Below are 19,547 nucleotides of genomic sequence, written 5' to 3'. Positions count from 1 at the left end.
TACGACGATAGTCTTGTCATCATAGATATACGCTGGTGCGTGTACGCTATTCATCTATTCTTTAAGTCTCTTTGATTCGGTTTATAAAAATACATATGAAAAACATCGCCATTATCGGTGCCAGTGGTTACACAGGCGCACAACTAACAGCTTTAGTCCATGCGGAGTCTGAATTATCGATTCAAGGTCTGTATGTCTCTGAAAATAGTTTAGATAAAGGTAGAGCTTTAGCAGATTTGTACCCTGTCTACAGCCACATTGATTTAGCTCTGTCACCACTGACTGAAGAAGCGAAGGCGAAGATCGTCGCCGAGGCGGATGCCGTGGTGTTAGCGACCGAACATTCGGTGAGTTTGCATTTAGCGGCGTGGTTCTATAACCAAGGTTTAGCCGTGTTTGACTTAAGCGGTGCCTATCGTTTCAGCGATGTGGCGCAGTACCCTAAGTGGTACGGTTTTGAGCACGAATATCCTGAAGTGTTGGCCAAGGCCGTCTATGGTCTAGCCGAGTGGAATGCCAAAGAAGTCGCCGCGACTAAAATGATTGCTGTGCCAGGTTGTTACCCAACAGCATCATTAACAGCATTGAAACCATTAAAGAATTTACTGACGTCAGCCTATCCAGTGATCAATGCGGTTAGTGGTGTGACGGGCGCGGGTCGTAAGGCGCAGCTGCATACCAGTTTTTGCGAAGTGAGCCTCACACCCTACGGCGTATTAGGCCACAGACATCAACCCGAAATTGCCACTCAACTGGGGCAAGAGGTGATCTTCACGCCGCACCTAGGCAACTTCAAGCGCGGCATTTTAGCGACCATCACGGTACAGCTAAAACCAGGCACTACCACTGCCGATGTGGCTGCGGCATACAGTGTGTATGACCAAGCTCCGCTGGTGACAGTGAAACAGAACCAGTTCCCGAAAGTGGATGATGTGGTGCTGACTCCGAATTGCCACTTAGGTTGGAAGTTTGATGAGAACAGTGGCTACTTAGTGGTTGCCAGTGCCATCGACAATTTGATGAAAGGCGCGGCGAGCCAAGCCCTGCAATGCATAAAGATTCACTTTAACCTTTAACCGTTCATCCTTATTTAAGAGAGTCGTCAAGATGTCTACCAACAACTCAGTATTAGTTCTTAAAGTCGGCGGCGCCCTGCTGCAGTGTGAAATGGGGATGGCGCGTTTAATGGATACCGCGGCAGCAATGATCGCTGATGGTCAGCAAGTGCTGATGGTGCATGGCGGCGGCTGTTTGGTCGATGAGCAATTAGCCGCAAACGGCATGGAAACCGTCAAGTTAGAAGGCCTGCGGGTGACCCCGCCGGAGCAAATGCCGATCATTGCCGGTGCACTGGCCGGAACATCAAACAAGATCCTCCAAGGCGCGGCGACAAAGGCTGGGATTGTGAGTGTGGGCATGAGCTTAGCCGATGGCAACACAGTATCGGCCAAGATCAAAGATGAGCGTTTAGGGTTAGTGGGCGAGGTTTCTCCTAAAGACGCCACTTACCTCAAGTTTATTCTGTCCCAAGGTTGGATGCCGATTTGTAGCTCAATTGCCATGATGGACGATGGTCAAATGCTGAACGTGAACGCCGACCAAGCGGCGACGGTATTAGCTAAGTTGGTCGGTGGCAAGTTGGTGCTGCTATCGGATGTGTCTGGCGTGCTCGATGGTAAAGGTCAATTAATCCCTTCGCTGAATGGTAAGCAGATTGCCGAGTTGGTGAAGCAAGGCGTGATCGAAAAGGGAATGAAAGTCAAAGTAGAAGCTGCGCTCGAAGTGGCGCAGTGGATGGGGCAGGCGGTTCAAGTTGCCTCATGGCGTGATGCAAGCCAATTAGTCGCATTAGCAAAAGGTGAGGCCGTGGGCACACAAATCCAACCATAAGCGGAGTAGGTTATGAAGCATTTACTATCGATAAAAGAGTTAACCCAGCAACAGTTGCTGGATCTGATTACCTTAGCCAAGACGATTAAAGCGAATCCCGCTGAGTATCGTCATGCGCTGGACGGTAAGAGTGTGGTGATGTTATTTGAAAAGCCATCCCTGCGTACTCGTGTTAGCTTCGATATCGGTATTAACAAGCTCGGCGGCCACTGTTTATACCTAGACCAACAAAATGGTGCCTTAGGTAAGCGGGAATCGGTCGCTGACTTTGCTTCTAACCTGTCCTGTTGGGCCGATGCTATTGTGGCGAGAACGTTCTCCCACAAGACCATCGAACAATTGGCCGAGTTTGGCACTGTGCCTGTGATTAATGCGCTTTCGGATTTATATCATCCTTGCCAAGCGCTGGCCGATTTCTTAACTTTGGCCGAGCATTTTGAAAATATCAGTGATGTCAAGTTAGCGTACGTAGGTGACGGTAATAACGTGACGAATTCATTGATGTATTGCGCGGCCATTCTCGGTGCCACCATGACAGTGATCTGCCCAGCGGGTCACTTTCCTGATGGCTACGTCGTGGCCGAAGTACAAGAACTTGCCAGCCGATATGGCGGCAAAGTTGTACTGACTTCAGATATTGGTGCTATCGAAGGTCACGATGCTATCTATACTGATACCTGGATTTCCATGGGTGATCCAACACCGTTAGCGGAAATTAAGGATAAGTTTGCACCTTATCAGGTCAATAAGGGCTTGATGGCGAAAGCGGGTGCTCACTTCTTTATGCACTGCTTACCCGCTCACCGCGGTGTTGAAGTGACCGATGAAGTGATGGATGGCGAAGGCTCTTTGATCCTGCAACAAGCAGAGAATCGGATGCACGCCCAAAACGCAGTACTGGTAACCCTATTTAGTTAATTTAACCCTGTTTAGCAGCCTACTTTCTCCAAGGTGAGAAACGAGTTATAGGAATTTAAGATGTCTATCGAGAACAAAAACACTGGCGTGAAAAAAGTCGTTTTAGCCTATTCGGGTGGTCTAGATACTTCGGCCATTATTCCATGGTTAAAAGAAACCTACGACAACTGTGAGATCATCGCTTTTTGCGCTGACGTAGGTCAGGGTGAAGAAGAATTAGTGGGTCTGACTGAAAAGGCATTAGCTTCTGGCGCATCGGAATGTCATATCGTCGATCTGAAAGAAGAATTCGTTAAAGATTACATCTACCCAACCATGGCAACGGGTGCTATCTACGAAGGTACTTACTTGTTAGGTACTTCAATGGCGCGTCCAATCATCGCAAAGGCGCAGGTTGAAGTAGCACGTAAAGTGGGTGCCGATGCTCTGTGCCACGGTTGTACCGGTAAGGGTAACGACCAAGTGCGTTTCGAAGGTTGCTTTGCGGCATTAGCGCCTGATTTAAAAGTGATTGCACCATGGCGTGAATGGACCATGCAGAGCCGTGAAGATCTGCTGGCTTACTTAGCTGAGCGTAATATCAAGACGTCGGCTTCTGCGACTAAGATCTACAGCCGTGATGCCAACGCATTCCACATTTCCCACGAAGGTGGCGAGTTGGAAGATCCATGGAACGAGCCAAGCAAAGGTGTGTGGACGCTGACTGCCGATCCAGAAGATGCGCCAAACCAAGCAGAATATGTGTCACTCGAAGTCGAACATGGCCGTGTGACCAAAGTAAACGGTGAAGCATTAACACCTTACGCTGCACTGATGAAGCTGAATGCCATCGCTGCACCACATGGCGTGGGTCGTATCGATATCACCGAAAACCGTTTAGTGGGCATGAAGTCTCGTGGTTGTTACGAAACTCCAGGCGGCACTGTGATGTTTGCTGCGCTGCGCGCGATTGAAGAGTTAGTACTGGATAAAACCAGCCGTACTTGGCGCGAGCAAGTGGGTGCCCAAATGGCGCACTTAGTGTACGACGGTCGTTGGTTTACACCTCTGTGTAAGTCGCTGCTGGCGGCATCTGAGTCATTAGCCGAGTCTGTTAACGGTGAAGTTGTGGTTAAACTCTACAAAGGTCACGCGATTGCCGTTAAGAAGCGTTCGCCAAACAGCTTGTACTCAGAAGCATTTGCCACCTTCGGTGAAGATCAAGTGTATGACCAGAAACACGCTGAAGGCTTTATCCGTCTGTACTCGTTAGCAAGCCGCATTCGCGCGCTCAATGCTAAGTAATAGGCTGACTCAAAGGGCGCCTAGCGCCCTTTTTTATATCTTAAGTTTTAACGTATTCAAAGCAGTGACCGAGGGGATTGAGCATGGCTTTATGGGGTGGAAGATTTCAGGGCGAAACCAGCGCGCTATTTAAATTATTCAACGATTCACTGCCTGTGGATTACCGTTTATTTGAGCAGGATGTGGTCGGCTCTATCGCTTGGGCCGATGCGATTGCTAGTGTCGGCATTATCACTGCCACTGAATGCAGCGATTTGAAGAAAGCACTGAACGAGCTGCTGGTGGAAGTGAAGGGCGATCCTGCGATTATTCTCGCATCGGGCGCGGAAGATATTCACAGCTTCGTGGAGTCGGCGTTGATCGCTAAAGTCGGCGATCTGGGTAAAAAACTCCATACGGGCCGTAGCCGTAACGACCAAGTCGCTACCGATTTAAAACTCTGGTGCCAATCCGAAGGTGCGGCATTAGTGGCTCGCCTGCAAACCTTACGCAGCGAACTTATCGCGCTTGCTGAGCGTGAATTCGACGCTGTTATGCCGGGTTATACTCATTTGCAACGTGCACAACCAGTCACGTTTGGCCACTGGTGCTTAGCTTATGTGGAGATGATTGAGCGTGATCTTAGCCGCTTAACCGATGCCTTAAAGCGCGCCAATACCTGCCCGCTCGGTTCGGGCGCCTTGGCGGGCACAGCCTATCAAATGGATAGACATGCGCTGGCTGCGGCACTGAACTTTGCATCGCCAACCTTAAACAGTTTGGACAGTGTGTCGGACCGCGACCATGTAGTTGAGCTGTGTTCAACGGCGTCAATCAGCATGATGCACTTAAGCCGTATGGCCGAAGATTTGATTTTCTTCAACTCGGGTGAAGCGGGCTTTATCTCATTAAGTGATGAAGTGACCTCGGGGTCATCGTTAATGCCACAAAAGAAAAACCCCGATGCGCTGGAGCTTATTCGCGGTAAAACGGGCCGTGTTTATGGCAGCTTAGTGGGCATTCTCACCACTATGAAAGCCCTGCCTCTGGCCTACAATAAAGACATGCAGGAAGACAAAGAAGGCCTGTTCGATGTGGTCGACAGCTGGGCAATCTGCTTAGATATGGCGGCATTAGTGTTATCTGGCTTAGTCGTTAACCGCCCGAATGCGCTGTTAGCTGCGCAGCAAGGTTATGCCAACGCGACCGAATTAGCGGATTATCTGGTGTCTAAAGGCATGCCGTTCCGCGAAGCGCACCATGTGGTCGGCGTGGCTGTCGTTGCTGCTATTGCCAAGAAGATCCCATTAGAAGGTTTTACGCTGGCCGAGTTTAAAACGTTCGCCGATATCATTGAAGATGATGTGTATCCCAACCTCACCATTGAAGCTTGTTTGGCAAAACGTGATGTCCTTGGCGGCACTGCGCTGGCTCAGGTTAAACAAGCGATTGCGGCGAAGAACGCGGGCTAATGCCTTAATTGAGAAATAAAAACGCGACTCAAGAGTCGCGTTTTTTATGGTTATTTATCCCTATTGGAATAAATCGTCTGTCGGCGCATCGATGAATAGGTTGTTTTCATCTTGGCTTTCACTGATGTATTCCTTAGGTTCAGTGCCCGAGATAAAGTATTCAAATGCGCTAGTGTAGTCTGTCTTACGAGTCAGTTTGCCGGTCGCCAGATCGATCCGCACCGAGACAATCCCTTCGGGTGGGATCGCTGTGGTTTCAGGTACGCCCTTCAGCACGTTATTCATAAACTCGTTCCAGCCAGGGCCTGCGGTCTTAGCGCCTGCCTCTGTGCCTGTGATCTGATCCTTCTCACCATTCGGGTTCCATGCGGTTCTGCCTAATTGGCGACCATGGTCGTCAAACCCTACCCAGAAGGTGCTGGTGAGTGTTGGGCCAAAACCACTGAACCAGGTATCGCGAGACTCGTTTGTTGTACCGGTTTTACCCGCAATATCATGGCGTTTGATTAACTGCGCCGCACGCCAAGCCGTACCCTGCCAGCCAGTGCCTTTACTCCAATCGCCGCCACCCCAGATCACGCTCTTCAGCGCTTCGGTGATCAGGAATGCCGTTTGTTCAGAGATAATTTGCGGAGCATAACGGCCAGTTTGTTCGAAGCAATAGGCCACAGGCTCATCGGTTTGAGCTGCGGGCTCACCAAAACTCATTGGATCGCTGCTAGGCTGTACGGAGCTGTTGTTAGGCTTACAGGCCAAGGTCGGATTGGCCTTCTCAATCACATTACCGAAGGAGTCTTCTACTCGTTCGATATAGAAAGGTTCAACTAAGAAACCACCATTTGCGAACACGTTGAAAGCGGTTGCCACTTGCAGTGGGGTGACCGAAGGAGAACCTAAGGCTAACGACTCGTTACGAGGTAAGTCGTTAGGATCGAATCCAAACTTAGTCAGCTCGGCGATGGCCGCATCTAAACCAATATGGCGCATAGCGCGAACAGACATTACGTTGATCGATTGCGCTAACCCCACACGCAGGCGTGTTGGGCCGCCATAGATATCGGGCGAGTTTTTAGGGCGCCACGCAGTACCTTGGCTAATATCGGGTTTGTTAATCGGCGCGTTGTTAATCAGAGTCGCGAGGGTAAAGCCTTTCTCTAATGCCGCAGCATAGATGAAAGGTTTAATATTCGAACCTAATTGACGTTTCGCTTGAGTTACACGGTTGTACTGGCTTTGGCTAAAGCTGTAGCCACCCACTAAGGTTCGGATAGCACCATTTGTAGGATCGAGTGCAACAGTGGCACTGGCCACTTCTGGCACTTGCGATAATTGTAGATACTGGCCATTGTCGCGGATCCAAATACGTTCACCGACTTTCAGCATATCCGAGGCCGATTTTGGCACCGAGCCTTGGCGTTTATCGGTGATAAATTTACGCGCCCATTTTAGGCCATCCCATTTGATGACTTTGGTTTCGCCCTTGGCGGTTAACACACTGGCTTGCTGTCCATCGATGCTTAATACCGCAGCGGGTTGCAACTCTTGTACAGGCGTAATTTTAGCGAGCTCGGCTTTGATTTGTGCATCGTCTGGCTTAGTGTCGGTCCATAAAACTGCCGCAGGACCACGGTAACCGTGGCGCTCATCATAGGCATAGACGTTATTGCGTAATGCTTGCTGTGCTAGCAGTTGCTGCTCTGATGAAATCGTGGTGTAGACGTTATAGCCGTTCGTGTAGGCCTCTTCTTCACCGTATTTTTGCACCATGTAATCTCGAGCCATTTCAGAGATATAAGGGGCGTAAAGGTCGATTTCAGCACCATGGTATTTGGCGACGAGCGGCTCTTGCACAGCAGCTTGGTATTCAGCCTTGCTGATGTAGCCCACTTCGTTCATTCGCATCAATACCACGTTGCGGCGTGCAAGTGCGCGTGAAGGGGAGGTAATAGGGTTTAGAGTCGACGGTGCTTTAGGGAGACCCGCGATCATACTCATTTCGGAAAGCGTCAGATCTTGAACGTTTTTACCAAAATACACTTGAGCAGCCGCGCCGACACCATAGGCTCTCTGACCTAAATAAATACGGTTAACGTAGAGTTCTAAAATCTCATCTTTAGTTAACAATTGCTCGATGTGGTAGGAAATAAAAATTTCCTTCACTTTACGAATAATGGTCTTGTCGCGGGTCAGGAAGAAGTTACGCGCCACCTGCATGGTGATAGTACTCGCGCCTTGTTTCTTTTCACCCGTGGTGAGCATGACGATTGCGGCACGCATCACCCCAACAGGATCGATACCGCCGTGCTCATAAAAGCGTGCATCCTCGGTGGCGAGGAAGGCTTGGAGCAGCGTTTTAGGCACTTCTTCGAGTTTCAGCGGAATGCGACGCTTCTCACCAAACTGAGAGATGAGCTTGCCATCGCTACTGTAAATGCGCAAAGGTGTTTGTAATTGCACATTTTTTAGTGTCGATACATCCGGCAGATCCGGCAAAACATAAAAGTATGCTGCAACAATGGCGCCCACGCCCAAAAGGGCTAGACTGAATAGGGCTATAACAATACGTTTTAACCACTTCACCTAAATTGATCCTAATGTTCAGTTAAGTGCGACAGTATATAAGGCGCACACGTTTGGGTGAAGCAAAAACGTGATGTCCCTAAAATAGCGTTTGTAAAATCTTGAAACATTCTATACAAATACGTATAACGGGTTGATTTTGTGCTAATCTCTTTTACTACTGAATACAAATAATAAAGTGACAACGGACTATGCTTTCAAATTTATGGAAGCGTCAGGCTCCGCAAATGGTCGGGATTGATATTGGTTCCCATGAAGTAAAGGCTATTCTGCTGAGTAAGACTGCTGATGGATATAAAATACTAAGTCATGCAGCGGTTCCCGTAAAAAAGGGGGCTATTAACGATCATGATATTCGTGATGCCGATGCCGTTGTTGAATGTCTCAAACAGGTCAAGCGTATTTTGCCAAAGTCGGTTAAATATGCAGCGGTTGCGGTCTCTGGTTCTGCGGTGATGACTAAGGTCATCTACATGGATGCCTCGCTGAGCGAGGAGGAAATGGAGGCACAAATTGAGATTGAAGCCGATAACCTTATCCCATACTCCCTCGATGAAGTTAGCATTGATTTTGAAACCTTAAATGTTAACAGTACCGATCCTTCTAAGGTTGATGTGCTACTGAGTGCGTGCCGCACTGATAATATTGATGCCAGAGTCGATGCGCTCGATGAAGTCGAACTCGAAACCAAAGTCGTTGATGTCGAAGGGTATGCCTTAGGGCGAGCCGTCGAGTTGGTGCTAGGTCAGTTACCCGAAGGCGCTCGGCAGAAGGCGGTGGCCATGGTCGATATTGGTGCCAATATGACGACCTTCTCTGTCGTGGAGTCGGGCGAAACAACCTTTATCCGTGAGCAAGCCTTTGGCGGTGAGTTATTTACTCAGTCGATTCTGTCTTTTTATGGCATGTCTTACGAGCAGGCAGAAAAAGCCAAAATAGAAGGCGATTTGCCGCGTAATTATATGTTTGAAGTGTTATCTCCCTTTCAGACCCAATTGCTGCAACAAATTAAGCGGACGTTGCAAATTTATTGTACTTCGAGTGGTAAAGATAAAGTCGATTATCTCGTATTATGCGGTGGAACATCTAAACTGGAAGGCATGGCTAACTTATTAACGAATGAGTTAGGTGTTCACACCATAATTGCCGATCCCTTCCAAGGATGCCTGCACGCGGATGAATCCGTTAAAAATATACTGCAACCTAGCATTAGCAAATATATGGTTGCATGTGGCTTAGCGCTGAGGAGCTACGGTCAATGGCGAACATAAACCTGCTTCCTTGGCGTGAGGAAGCAAGAGAAAAGCAGAAGCGCGATTATATTGGAATATTAGCGGCGGTATTTTTAGGCTCAGCAGTTTTAGTCTATGTAGCCTTGTCTTTACTCGACATGATGACCGATGAACAGCGCGGACGGAATGCTTATTTACAGTCCGAAATTCAACAACTCGATGCGCAAATCGCCGAGATTAAAAAGATCACCGAGCGTAAGAAAGATATTGAGCGTCGTACCGAGATCATTTTGAACCTTCAGCAATCCCGTAATTTACCGACACACGTATTAGATGAGCTGGTGCGTATTGTTCCCCCCGGAATATATCTATCGAGCCTAGAGAAAAAAGGCAGTTTATTGCTGATAGAAGGACGAAGTGAATCGAATAACAACGTGGCGAATATGATGCGTAAGGTTAAGGCATCTGAGTGGTTAACCGATCCGAATATGCAATCTATCGTGACTCAAGATGATGAGCTAAGACAGCTGCAACGCTTTAGCTTAAGGGTGAGCATTAAAGGTGCCATGGCTGATGAGCCTATTAAAACGGCAAAAGGAGCGAGTAAATGAAACTCGATCTAAGTCAGTTTAATGATATCGATTTTGAGAATATCGGCGGTTGGCCAAATCAAGTCAAAGTTTTCTTCGCCGTTTTATTAGCACTCTGCGTGTTTGCCGCGGGTTATTTTTTGGTAGTTTCTGATGCCATCGATGTTTATAACGCTGAGCAAAGAAAGGAAGAGCAGCTAAGAGAAGATTTTAAAACCAAATACCAGCTGGCCGCGAACCTTAAATTGTACCGTGAACAGTTGGCTGTAATGGAGGAGCAATTTGCCGAGTTACTTAAAATGCTGCCCTCTGAAAATGAAATGCCAGGGCTGCTCGATGACTTAACCTTTGTGGCAACCGACGCTGGATTACGGATTAAGAGTTTAAATTGGGAACCTGAAATTCAGCGGGATTTCTACATTGAGTTTCCGATCAAAATGTCTGTCACGGGTGACTATCATCAAATAGGCAATATGGTCAGTGGCGTGGCTAAGTTGCCTCGTATCGTCAGCTTGCACGATTTCACCATTAAGCGTGACGAGAGCGGTAATCTAGCCATGGATATTCTTGCTAAAACCTATCGCTTTAAAGAAGGGGCTGAATTACCGCCCGAGAAGCCTGCCAATAACAAGGGGAAGAAATAATGAAACTCTTACCTCTGTTAGCGTTAAGTCTTTTTTTAATGGGTTGTGTTGGCGATCGTAGTGATTTAGAGCTATTTGTTACTACTACCAAGGCACAGCATGTGGCACATATTCCACCCTTAAAAGAACCGCCAAAGTTTGAGCATTTTGCGTATCAAGCCGAATTAATGCGTAGTCCCTTTGTCCCTCCTTCAAGGGAGCTAACGGAAGAAGTGGTTGATACCAGCAAAAACTGCTTACAGCCGGATTTGAAACGTCGTAAGGGCCGTTTAGAAACCTATGCTTTAGACAATCTTAAAATGCGCGGCACCTTGAGCGAAGGTAATGTGATTTGGGCACTTATTGAAACCAATGATGGCAGTGTATATCGGATGGGCGTGGGTGAGTATCTTGGGTTGTTTAATGGACATATAGCTAAAGTGACTTCTCAAAATGTGGAAGTTGTAGAATTAATTCCCGATGGTTCAGGTTGTTGGGCTGAGCGCACAAACAACATTGAACTTTCTGGAAAATAACAAGCGAAGGATGAGGGAATAATGAAATCTTCTGCCGCGATAAAAATCCCGTTATCGTTTTTATCTTCAGGCTTAGCTAAGTCTGTTATTGGGATCGCATTAGTATTTGGATTTTTGCCATCGAGTTTTGCGGCAAATAGATTGATGGATGTCAAATACCATGCTTTGGTCGATCATCAATTAGAAGTCGAATTAGTGTTTGAGGACGCTATTAGCGCACCCAAAATTGACTCTAATGCTGCTCCTGCCCAGTTGGTATTAACCTTCGATGACAGTATTTCGGGTCTTTCTAAAGATCGTCTCCCGATCAATCAAGTCGGCGTGAAGGATATAGTGACGACCCAGCAAGACGCTAATTTAATGGTGACCTTGGGGTTATCTAAGGTTAAACCCTATCAAGGTAGCGTAGTTGGTAATTCCTACCGTCTAACGATTAACGATGAAGTTGCAGGCAGTCAAGCCGGTAATAATCCTTTCGTTAATAGCGTTAAAAATATCGATTTTCGTCGCAACGCTAATGGTGGTGGTGATTTATTAGTCTATTTAAATAATCGCTCGGTTGCTGCAAACGTTGAACAGATTGGCGCCAAGCTTGAAGTTCAGCTTTACAACACAGATATTAACAGCGACTTGTTATATGTGATGGATGTGCAGGATTTCTCCACACCGGTAAAGCATTTTGAAACCTTTAAGGACGATTTAACGACCCGGATTTTAGTCGATGTCTCGGGTAATTATGAGTTCAATTACAAACAGGAAGATAATCTCTTTAGGCTCTCAATCAACAAGGTAGAGCGTGCCGCGGCGACAAAAGAGGTAAAGAAATATAACGGTAAAACCCTTTCGTTAAATTTCCAGAATATTTCAGTACGTACCGTATTGCAGATTATTGCCGATTATAACAACTTCAACTTAGTCACGAGCGACACAGTTGAAGGTGATATCACCTTAAGACTCGATGATGTGCCTTGGGACCAAGCATTGGATTTGATTCTGCAAACCAAAGGGCTCGATAAGCGTATCGAAGGCAATATTCTTATGGTGGCGCCAAGTGAAGAGCTGGCGATTCGTGAAAGTCAAAACCTTAAAAATAAACAAGAAGTTAAAGAGCTGGCACCACTCTATTCTGAATATCTTCAGATTAACTATGCCAAGGCGACCGACATAGCAGAGCTATTAAAAGGTGCTGATTCGAGTTTATTGTCTCCTCGCGGTTCAGTGGCTGTCGATGAGCGTACCAACACAGTGTTAGTGAAAGATACTGCTGAAATCATCGAGAATATCCATCGTTTGGTTGAAGTGCTCGATATTCCTATCCGCCAAGTGTTGATTGAATCTCGCATGGTCACGGTAAAAGACGACGTGTCTGAAGATTTAGGTATCCGTTGGGGCGTGACTGATCAGCAGGGTAGCAAAGGGACGTCAGGAACCCTTGAAGGCGCAGGCAGCATTGCCAATGGTACTGTGCCAACACTGGATAACCGTTTGAACGTGAATTTACCTGCGGCGGTGACAAACCCTACCAGCATTGCTTTCCATGTGGCAAAGCTTGCCGATGGCACCATCTTAGATTTAGAGCTGAGTGCGCTTGAGCAGGAAAACAAAGGTGAGATTATCGCGAGCCCTCGCATTACCACCTCTAACCAAAAAGCGGCGTATATCGAGCAGGGTGTGGAAATCCCTTATGTGCAATCCACTTCGAGCGGCGCGACGTCGGTGACCTTTAAGAAGGCGGTATTGTCATTAAGAGTGACACCACAAATTACTCCTGATAACCGCGTGATTCTGGATCTTGAAATCACTCAAGACTCTCAGGGTAAAACGGTGGATACTCCCACAGGTCCGGCAGTCGCTATCGATACTCAACGTATTGGTACGCAAGTGTTAGTGGATAATGGAGAAACCATTGTGCTCGGTGGTATTTATCAGCAGAATTTAATCAGCCGCGTGAGCAAGGTGCCTATCTTGGGTGACATTCCTTTAGTTGGCTTCTTATTCCGTAACACTACCGACAAGAATGAGCGCCAAGAGCTGTTGATTTTCGTGACGCCTAAAATTGTGAACGAGAAGCTCTAATCGTTTGTTACGAGTCGAATAAAGCCAGCATTCCTTGCTGGCTTTATTGTGTCTGAAATACAATTCTTATCATAAATAGCGTGCATCACTTGCCAGACTAGACATGAAACTGAGATAATCCTCGGTCAAGTCTCATTAGAGCAAGGTAACATACAGTAGGTCGGCTTGTTCATGAGTCGACATAGGCATACTTTTCATTAAGATTCAGACGTACAAGAAATGGCTGAAAAACGTAATATTTTTCTGGTAGGCCCAATGGGCGCAGGTAAAAGCACAATTGGTCGCCATCTGGCGCAAATGCTGCATTTAGAATTCCACGATTCAGATCAAGAGATTGAGCAACGCACAGGCGCCGATATTGCTTGGGTGTTTGACGTTGAAGGCGAAGAAGGTTTCCGCCGTCGCGAAGCTCAGGTTATTGCTGATCTGTCTGAAAAACAAGGTATTGTCCTTGCCACTGGCGGTGGTTCAGTTCAGAGCAAAGATATCCGTAATCATTTATCTGCTCGCGGTATCGTGGTGTATCTCGAAACCACTATCGACAAACAGGTTGCGCGCACTCAAAGAGACAAGCGTCGCCCATTACTGCAAGTAGATGATCCGCGAGAAGTATTAGAGAACCTCGCAGAAATCCGTAACCCTCTGTACGAAGAAATTGCTGATGTGATCGTTAAAACTGACGATCAAAGTGCAAAGGTTGTTGCGAATCAAATCATAGAGAAATTAGGTTTCTAGGCAGAATGACACAACAAATTCAGGTTGATTTAGGTGAACGTAGTTACCCCATTTACATTGGCCAGAGTTTGATGAGTGATAGCGAGACCTTGTCTCGCTACCTGCTGAAAAAACGTATCCTTATCGTCACCAATGAAACTGTCGCGCCTTTGTATCTCAAACAAATACAAGACACGATGGCTTCGTTTGGTGAGGTATCTAGCGTCATCCTTCCCGATGGCGAGCAATTTAAAGATTTAACGCATTTAGATTCTATTTTTACGGCTTTGCTGCAACGCAATTATGCCCGTGATTCAGTGCTGGTGGCTCTCGGTGGTGGAGTTATTGGTGACATGACGGGTTTTGCTGCAGCCTGTTACCAACGTGGTGTCGATTTTATTCAAATTCCGACCACGCTATTATCACAAGTAGATTCCTCTGTTGGCGGGAAAACCGCCGTTAATCATCCGCTTGGCAAAAATATGATCGGGGCTTTTTATCAGCCACAGATCGTCATTATCGATACTGAATGTTTACAGACCTTGCCTGCGCGAGAATTCGCTGCGGGGATGGCAGAAGTCATTAAGTATGGCATCATGTGGGATGCTGAGTTTTTTCAATGGCTTGAGAACAATGTTCAGGCATTGAAAAGCCTAGATACTCAAGCTTTGGTCTACGCGATCTCTCGCTGCTGTGAGATTAAAGCCGATGTCGTGAGCCAGGATGAGACCGAGCAGGGCGTCCGCGCATTATTAAACCTTGGGCATACCTTTGGACATGCGATCGAAGCCGAGATGGGCTATGGTAATTGGCTGCATGGTGAAGCGGTTGCGGCTGGCACAGTCCTTGCTGCACAAACGGCTAAGTCCATGGGATTGATTGATGAGTCAATTGTTCGTCGTATTGTGCAATTGTTCCACGCTTTCGATCTGCCAATAACAGCGCCGGAATCGATGGATTTCGACAGTTTTATTAAACATATGCGTCGCGATAAGAAAGTCTTAGGTGGTCAGATCCGGCTGGTACTCCCGACGGCCATTGGTCGAGCTGATGTCTTTAGCCAAGTTCCGGAATCTACCCTAGAACAGGTTATCTGCTGCGCATAAACCTTGTGTGGTGGATGAGTGACGTTTCAGGGGCAAGTCTTGCTTCCTTCACAGGAAGCCCTCGTAGAAAGATTGCATCATGTGGCCAGTTATAGCGACCAGCTACTGGTGCTTGTGGGCGCGCACGGCTCGGGTAAGACGACACTACTCACGGCGCTAGCCACAGATTTTGATGAGTCGAATGCTGCGTTAGTCATTTGTCCTATGCATGCTGACAATGCTGAAATTCGTCGCAAGATTTTAGTGCAATTGGTGTCATCTCCGATTTTTGATGACGAAATCTCCCTCGCTGAAACCATACTGCGCGTCGCGCCGAAACAAAGTAAGCCGCTGCACATCATTATCGATGATGCTCATTTACTCTCTAAAGAATTGTGGGCCGAGTGCATCATACTCAATCAAGTGCAATGTGCGGGTCAGCGTATCGCCGTGACGTTAGCTGTACCGCCTGCATTTTTAGCCGACTTACTTCCACAGCTGCCAGAGTCGTTAAGACGACAAATCCTGCCGGTAAGCATTGATCCCTTAAGCCTGCCGGAGCGCGAGGCGCTGTATCAAACCTTGCTGCGATATAGTGACCAAAATCCGTTTACGCCAAGGGACATAGTGCGTGCTCAGCTTGAGAAGCAAACGGGCACTCCTCAGGAGGTGGTGGCCTTACTGGAGCTAGCTCTACACGGCCAAGGTGAGAAAAAATCAGTATGGACACAATACAAAGTCGCGCTTATTGGGCTCGCCAGCGTGCTGATTGCTATAGTAATTTGGCTTGGTCTGGCTAAACCCTTTTCCAGTGAGCCAATTCCTGAGGTCGTGACTTATCCTGCTGTGGATTCCGCAGAGTTTCTTGCCCATGGCAAACAGATATTAGCGCCGTATTTTAAGCTGCGAGCCGAGTCGTTAACGCAGGCATTATTAGCGGAAGCGGTGGAGCAAGCGGACCCATTGGCTAAGTTCCATGGGGAAGAGCCTCAAGCGGAAGGAGAGACTGACATAGCACCACTAGTCGATGAAGCGACAAGTAAGGGCGACAGCACCGCCACCGAGGTTGATAACGCAGAGCCTGCGCCAGCTTCTACAGAGCACGCGAAAGATGACTCAGCTGCTCAGTTGGTGCATGCTACTCCTGAGTCTGCATCACCCGTATCGATGCGGCCGAAAACGGGCTATGCGATCCAAATTGCCACTGTCTCCCAGCGTGAAACAGTGAAGTCACTCCTTAAGAAACTGCATAATGTGCCAGAGGTGCGAGTCGTCAAATACAAACAGTTTTGGGTGGTGTTAGTAGGGCAGTTTAACGACAGTCAATCGGCACAGCAGGCGGCCGCGGAATTGGTCAAAGAGTATCATCTTAGCCAACCCCTGATAAAAAAATGGGCAGAACTCGGCGGTTATCAACTACAAGAAACGCGCTCAAGCGGTGAAATTTCAGAATAAACAGAGTACAATCATGGCCTTTATTTTTGTCGGCATTCATCAAGTTAAATGATCAAAAAACATAGAGCCTTCCTGAAATGGGCCGGCGGAAAATTTAAATTGGTGGATGAGCTCGCGAACTACTTACCGACAGGTGAGCGTTTAGTTGAGCCCTTTGTCGGCGCAGGTTCAGTCTTTTTAAATACTGACTACCCCAGCTATTTACTTTGCGACATCAATCAAGATCTGATTAATCTCTACAACATAGTGAAAGAAAGGCCTGCCGAATACATTGAGGCGGCCAAGAAGCTATTCGTCGATGAGATGAATCAAAAGGATGCCTACTACCGCGTGCGTACAGACTTTAATAAATCCCGCGATCCTTTTTTGCGCTCGGTTTATTTTTTGTACTTGAATCGCCATGGTTTTAATGGACTATGCCGTTATAACCGCAAAGGGGGCTTTAATGTGCCCTTTGGCTCCTACAAGAAACCGTATTTCCCTGAGAAAGAAATCTTAGCCTTTTCAAAGAAAGCTCAGCGCGCCGAGTTTAAGTGCATCGGCTATGAAAAAGCCTTCGAGCAAATCCGTACAGGCGATGTGATCTATTGCGATCCGCCCTATGCGCCGCTATCGACCACTGCAAGTTTTACCACCTATGTCGGTGCGGGTTTTAGCTTGGATGATCAGGCGCTGCTGGCGCGTTATTCGCGGCACATGGCGTTAGAGCAGCGCATTCCGGTCGTGATTAGTAACCATGATATTCCACTGACACGTGAGTTGTATCGCGGTGCCCACCTTGCCAAGATCCAAGTGCAGCGCAACATTAGCCAAAATGGCAGTGGTCGCAACAAAGTCGACGAGCTGATTGCGTTGTACGACGAGAATTATGATCCGCAGGATGATTGATACTAAGTTGTCGTATCGAGTGGCTTAGCCAACGACTTGGCTAACAAGTAGAATCAGGCTGGCGACTAAGGCAATCGCTAACACTATCCCCATCAAGATATAGGGTAATGGCGAGTTGGTCTGGAAGTCTTTTTGACGATTTCTATCTGACTGCACACCAAAGAAGGCGGCTATTGTACTGTGAAAGACTTGCCAGATCCGGCTGAGCATCAATAGGACTGTTGTGAATTAGCGGGCTTCAGGTCATCGATAGGTTTGTCTTGATGACCATGGAGTAGTTCAAGCAAGTCGACAAAATGGAACTGGCTAGAGCGATTTTTGCCAGTGAGCCAGGTCTTCCAGCTTAAGGTTTGCGCCTGTTCGGCACAGCGGTTATTTGGATGGCTGCTAGGTAAGCTGTTGTTGTAACGAGTATCGCTACTACAAGCACAGGCGGAGGTATCGTTACTTGCGGTGAGTTTTTCCACGCCAAAGGCTAAGGAGGCGACGACCACTGCGGTAAATGCCAACATCATCGATGACTTAAAGGTCACCGAGCCTAAAATGTGTGAAAACTGTGTTAACCGCCCCTTCATGATACTTCCTTTACAACCACTAAATGATCCACGATAGCGACCCGAGTATAACAAACTCGCTTAGTTTATGAACAATAATTTATCAATCTTCACTAAAATCTTTCTAACGCTTCAGCATCTCCTTGAGTTTACCGTACGTTATGAGTGCGCCAATTGCGCCTCTATTGGGTTTCAATCGCGATAAATGTGGCATTTGCTATAGAGGCATGACCTAGCTAAGGGTAAAATAAGGCACTTTTTGTTCAATAGCAGCGAGTGTCCTATGCGCCCATTTTTAATTGCTCCATCGATTTTATCCGCCGATTTCGCCCGTTTAGGGGATGACGTTAAAGCCGTGTTAGATGCAGGGGCTGACGTAGTGCATTTTGATGTGATGGATAACCACTATGTGCCCAACTTAACCATTGGCCCTATGGTGTGCAAAGCGTTACGTGACTATGGCATCACGGCCGATATCGATGTGCATTTAATGGTTAAGCCTGTTGATCGTATCGTGCCTGATTTTGCCAAGGCGGGTGCGTCTATTATTACTTTCCATCCCGAGGCCTCTGAGCATATCGACCGCACCCTGCAACTGATTAAAGAATCGGGTTGTAAAGCGGGTTTAGTGTTTAACCCGGCAACACCGCTGCACTATCTCGACCATGTAATGGATAAGTTGGACGTGATTCTGCTGATGTCGGTCAACCCAGGTTTTGGAGGCCAATCCTTTATTCCTTCGACTTTAGATAAATTACGCCAAGTGCGTGAGCGTATCGATGCCAGTGGTTTCGATATTCGTTTAGAAGTCGATGGTGGCGTCAAAGTGGATAACATTGCCGAAATTGCCGCCGCAGGCGCCGATATGTTTGTCGCAGGTTCTGCCATTTTCGGTAAGCGAGACTATAAAGCCGTCGTCGACGAGATGCGCGCCGAGTTAGCGAAAGTTGAGGTCAAATAATGCGGGAACAGATTAAAGCGATTGCCTTTGATCTCGACGGCACACTGATTGACAGTGTGCCCGATCTTGCAGTCGCGACTCAGGCGTCACTCGCCGAATTAGGTTTAGCAACTTGTACCGAGGCACAGGTGAGAACTTGGGTGGGCAATGGGGCAGAAATGCTGATGCGCCGCGCGATGAGCCACGCTTTAGGTACAGACGTTGAGCAAACGGCATTGGATGAGGCTATGCCTATCTTTATGCATCACTATCAAGAAAATCTTGAGAAGCACAGTGCACTCTATGCCGATGTGCATCAAGTGCTGCAAATCCTATTTGATGCAGGATTTAAGCTAGCTGTGGTGACCAACAAGCCCTATCGCTTTACCTTGCCCTTGCTTGAAGCCTTTAAGATTAATGACTTCTTTAGCATAGTGCTTGGCGGTGATTCGCTGGCGAAGATGAAGCCAGATCCATTACCGCTACAGCATCTATTAGCCGAATGGCAACTCGATAAAAGTGAGTTGTTGATGGTGGGCGATTCTAAAAATGACATTTTAGCGGCGAAAGCGGCGGGTGTTGCATCAATCGGCTTGACCTATGGCTACAACTACGGTGAAGATATTGGGCTCACTGGCCCTGACGCTGTATGCGAGCAGTTTGTCGAGATCCTGCGCTGGCTAAATCTCGCTCAGCCAGTTTAATCGAATCTTTTTTATCTTTATTTGGAG

19 protein-coding genes are annotated in these 19,547 nt (G+C 47.5%); 16 read left to right on the top strand and 3 right to left on the bottom strand.

What is annotated here, in order from left to right:
* Positions 1 to 95: 95 nt before the first annotated feature.
* The 5 genes from argC (at position 96) to argH (ending at position 5,543) form a co-directional block, all read left to right on the top strand.
* Positions 96 to 1,076 carry an N-acetyl-gamma-glutamyl-phosphate reductase gene (gene argC, locus SHEWMR4_RS19360; protein WP_011624431.1) on the top strand — a complete coding sequence of 327 codons (981 nt, stop codon included), beginning with the start codon at positions 96 to 98 and terminating at the stop codon, positions 1,074 to 1,076.
* A 31-nt stretch (positions 1,077 to 1,107) separates the two neighbouring features.
* A complete protein-coding gene (argB, locus tag SHEWMR4_RS19355; RefSeq protein ID WP_011624430.1) occupies positions 1,108 to 1,890 on the top strand; it encodes an acetylglutamate kinase in 783 nt (260 codons plus the stop codon).
* Between the two features lie 12 nt (positions 1,891 to 1,902).
* Positions 1,903 to 2,808, top strand: a complete 906-nt coding sequence (locus SHEWMR4_RS19350) for an ornithine carbamoyltransferase (RefSeq protein WP_011624429.1) — start codon at positions 1,903 to 1,905, stop codon at positions 2,806 to 2,808.
* A gap of 60 nt (positions 2,809 to 2,868) precedes the next feature.
* Positions 2,869 to 4,092, top strand: coding sequence for an argininosuccinate synthase (locus SHEWMR4_RS19345; protein ID WP_011624428.1), 1,224 nt, complete (start codon positions 2,869 to 2,871; stop codon positions 4,090 to 4,092).
* Positions 4,093 to 4,175: 83 nt separating this feature from the next.
* Positions 4,176 to 5,543 (top strand): argininosuccinate lyase, encoded by a 1,368-nt coding sequence (gene argH, locus SHEWMR4_RS19340; RefSeq protein WP_011624427.1) that lies wholly within the window; start codon positions 4,176 to 4,178, stop codon positions 5,541 to 5,543.
* A gap of 60 nt (positions 5,544 to 5,603) precedes the next feature.
* On the opposite strand, the gene SHEWMR4_RS19335 is transcribed toward argH, so the two are convergent.
* Entirely contained in the window at positions 5,604 to 8,123 is a 2,520-nt protein-coding gene (locus tag SHEWMR4_RS19335) for a penicillin-binding protein 1A (protein WP_011624426.1), read from the bottom strand.
* A gap of 191 nt (positions 8,124 to 8,314) precedes the next feature.
* Between SHEWMR4_RS19335 and SHEWMR4_RS19330 the strand changes: the two genes are divergently transcribed.
* From SHEWMR4_RS19330 to SHEWMR4_RS19290, 9 genes are all read left to right on the top strand, one after another.
* Complete coding sequence (locus tag SHEWMR4_RS19330; RefSeq protein WP_011624425.1) at positions 8,315 to 9,394, top strand: pilus assembly protein PilM; 1,080 nt, start codon at positions 8,315 to 8,317, stop codon at positions 9,392 to 9,394.
* Positions 9,382 to 9,966 carry a PilN domain-containing protein gene (locus tag SHEWMR4_RS19325; RefSeq protein ID WP_011624424.1) on the top strand — a complete coding sequence of 195 codons (585 nt, stop codon included), beginning with the start codon at positions 9,382 to 9,384 and terminating at the stop codon, positions 9,964 to 9,966. Before SHEWMR4_RS19330 ends, SHEWMR4_RS19325 begins: the two co-directional genes overlap by 13 nt.
* Positions 9,963 to 10,589 carry a type 4a pilus biogenesis protein PilO gene (locus tag SHEWMR4_RS19320; protein ID WP_011624423.1) on the top strand — a complete coding sequence of 209 codons (627 nt, stop codon included), beginning with the start codon at positions 9,963 to 9,965 and terminating at the stop codon, positions 10,587 to 10,589. Before SHEWMR4_RS19325 ends, SHEWMR4_RS19320 begins: the two co-directional genes overlap by 4 nt.
* Positions 10,589 to 11,104 (top strand): pilus assembly protein PilP, encoded by a 516-nt coding sequence (locus SHEWMR4_RS19315; protein WP_011624422.1) that lies wholly within the window; start codon positions 10,589 to 10,591, stop codon positions 11,102 to 11,104. The genes SHEWMR4_RS19320 and SHEWMR4_RS19315 overlap by 1 nt, the downstream gene beginning before the upstream one ends.
* A gap of 21 nt (positions 11,105 to 11,125) precedes the next feature.
* Entirely contained in the window at positions 11,126 to 13,180 is a 2,055-nt protein-coding gene (locus SHEWMR4_RS19310) for a type IV pilus secretin PilQ (protein ID WP_011624421.1), read from the top strand.
* Positions 13,181 to 13,399: 219 nt separating this feature from the next.
* On the top strand, positions 13,400 to 13,915 hold the full coding sequence (gene aroK / locus SHEWMR4_RS19305; RefSeq protein WP_011624420.1) for a shikimate kinase AroK: 516 nt from the start codon (positions 13,400 to 13,402) through the stop codon (positions 13,913 to 13,915).
* Between the two features lie 5 nt (positions 13,916 to 13,920).
* Positions 13,921 to 15,000 carry a 3-dehydroquinate synthase gene (aroB, locus tag SHEWMR4_RS19300; protein ID WP_011624419.1) on the top strand — a complete coding sequence of 360 codons (1,080 nt, stop codon included), beginning with the start codon at positions 13,921 to 13,923 and terminating at the stop codon, positions 14,998 to 15,000.
* An 18-nt stretch (positions 15,001 to 15,018) separates the two neighbouring features.
* Positions 15,019 to 16,434 carry an AAA family ATPase gene (locus SHEWMR4_RS19295; RefSeq protein WP_011624418.1) on the top strand — a complete coding sequence of 472 codons (1,416 nt, stop codon included), beginning with the start codon at positions 15,019 to 15,021 and terminating at the stop codon, positions 16,432 to 16,434.
* Between the two features lie 48 nt (positions 16,435 to 16,482).
* Entirely contained in the window at positions 16,483 to 17,322 is an 840-nt protein-coding gene (locus tag SHEWMR4_RS19290) for a Dam family site-specific DNA-(adenine-N6)-methyltransferase (protein ID WP_011624417.1), read from the top strand.
* Positions 17,323 to 17,346: 24 nt separating this feature from the next.
* Here the strand turns inward: SHEWMR4_RS19290 and SHEWMR4_RS19285 are convergent, their stop codons facing one another.
* Positions 17,347 to 17,532, bottom strand: coding sequence for a DUF2970 domain-containing protein (locus tag SHEWMR4_RS19285; protein WP_011624416.1), 186 nt, complete (start codon positions 17,530 to 17,532; stop codon positions 17,347 to 17,349).
* A complete protein-coding gene (locus SHEWMR4_RS19280; RefSeq protein ID WP_011624415.1) occupies positions 17,532 to 17,897 on the bottom strand; it encodes a hypothetical protein in 366 nt (121 codons plus the stop codon). The genes SHEWMR4_RS19285 and SHEWMR4_RS19280 overlap by 1 nt, the downstream gene beginning before the upstream one ends.
* 262 nt (positions 17,898 to 18,159) lie before the next feature.
* Here SHEWMR4_RS19280 and rpe point away from each other — a divergent pair, with 262 nt between their 5' ends.
* The gene (gene rpe / locus SHEWMR4_RS19275; RefSeq protein ID WP_011624414.1) at positions 18,160 to 18,837 is read left to right on the top strand and encodes a ribulose-phosphate 3-epimerase; all 678 of its coding nucleotides are present in this window, start codon (positions 18,160 to 18,162) and stop codon (positions 18,835 to 18,837) included.
* Entirely contained in the window at positions 18,837 to 19,520 is a 684-nt protein-coding gene (locus SHEWMR4_RS19270) for a phosphoglycolate phosphatase (RefSeq protein WP_011624413.1), read from the top strand. Before rpe ends, SHEWMR4_RS19270 begins: the two co-directional genes overlap by 1 nt.
* Positions 19,521 to 19,547: the final 27 nt, after the last annotated feature.

It is taken from the genome of Shewanella sp. MR-4 (assembly GCF_000014685.1).
In the GTDB taxonomy this organism is placed as follows: Bacteria; Pseudomonadota; Gammaproteobacteria; order Enterobacterales; family Shewanellaceae; genus Shewanella.
Note: the sequence above shows the minus strand (reverse complement) of the source record. Positions and strands in the feature narration are given on the sequence as shown.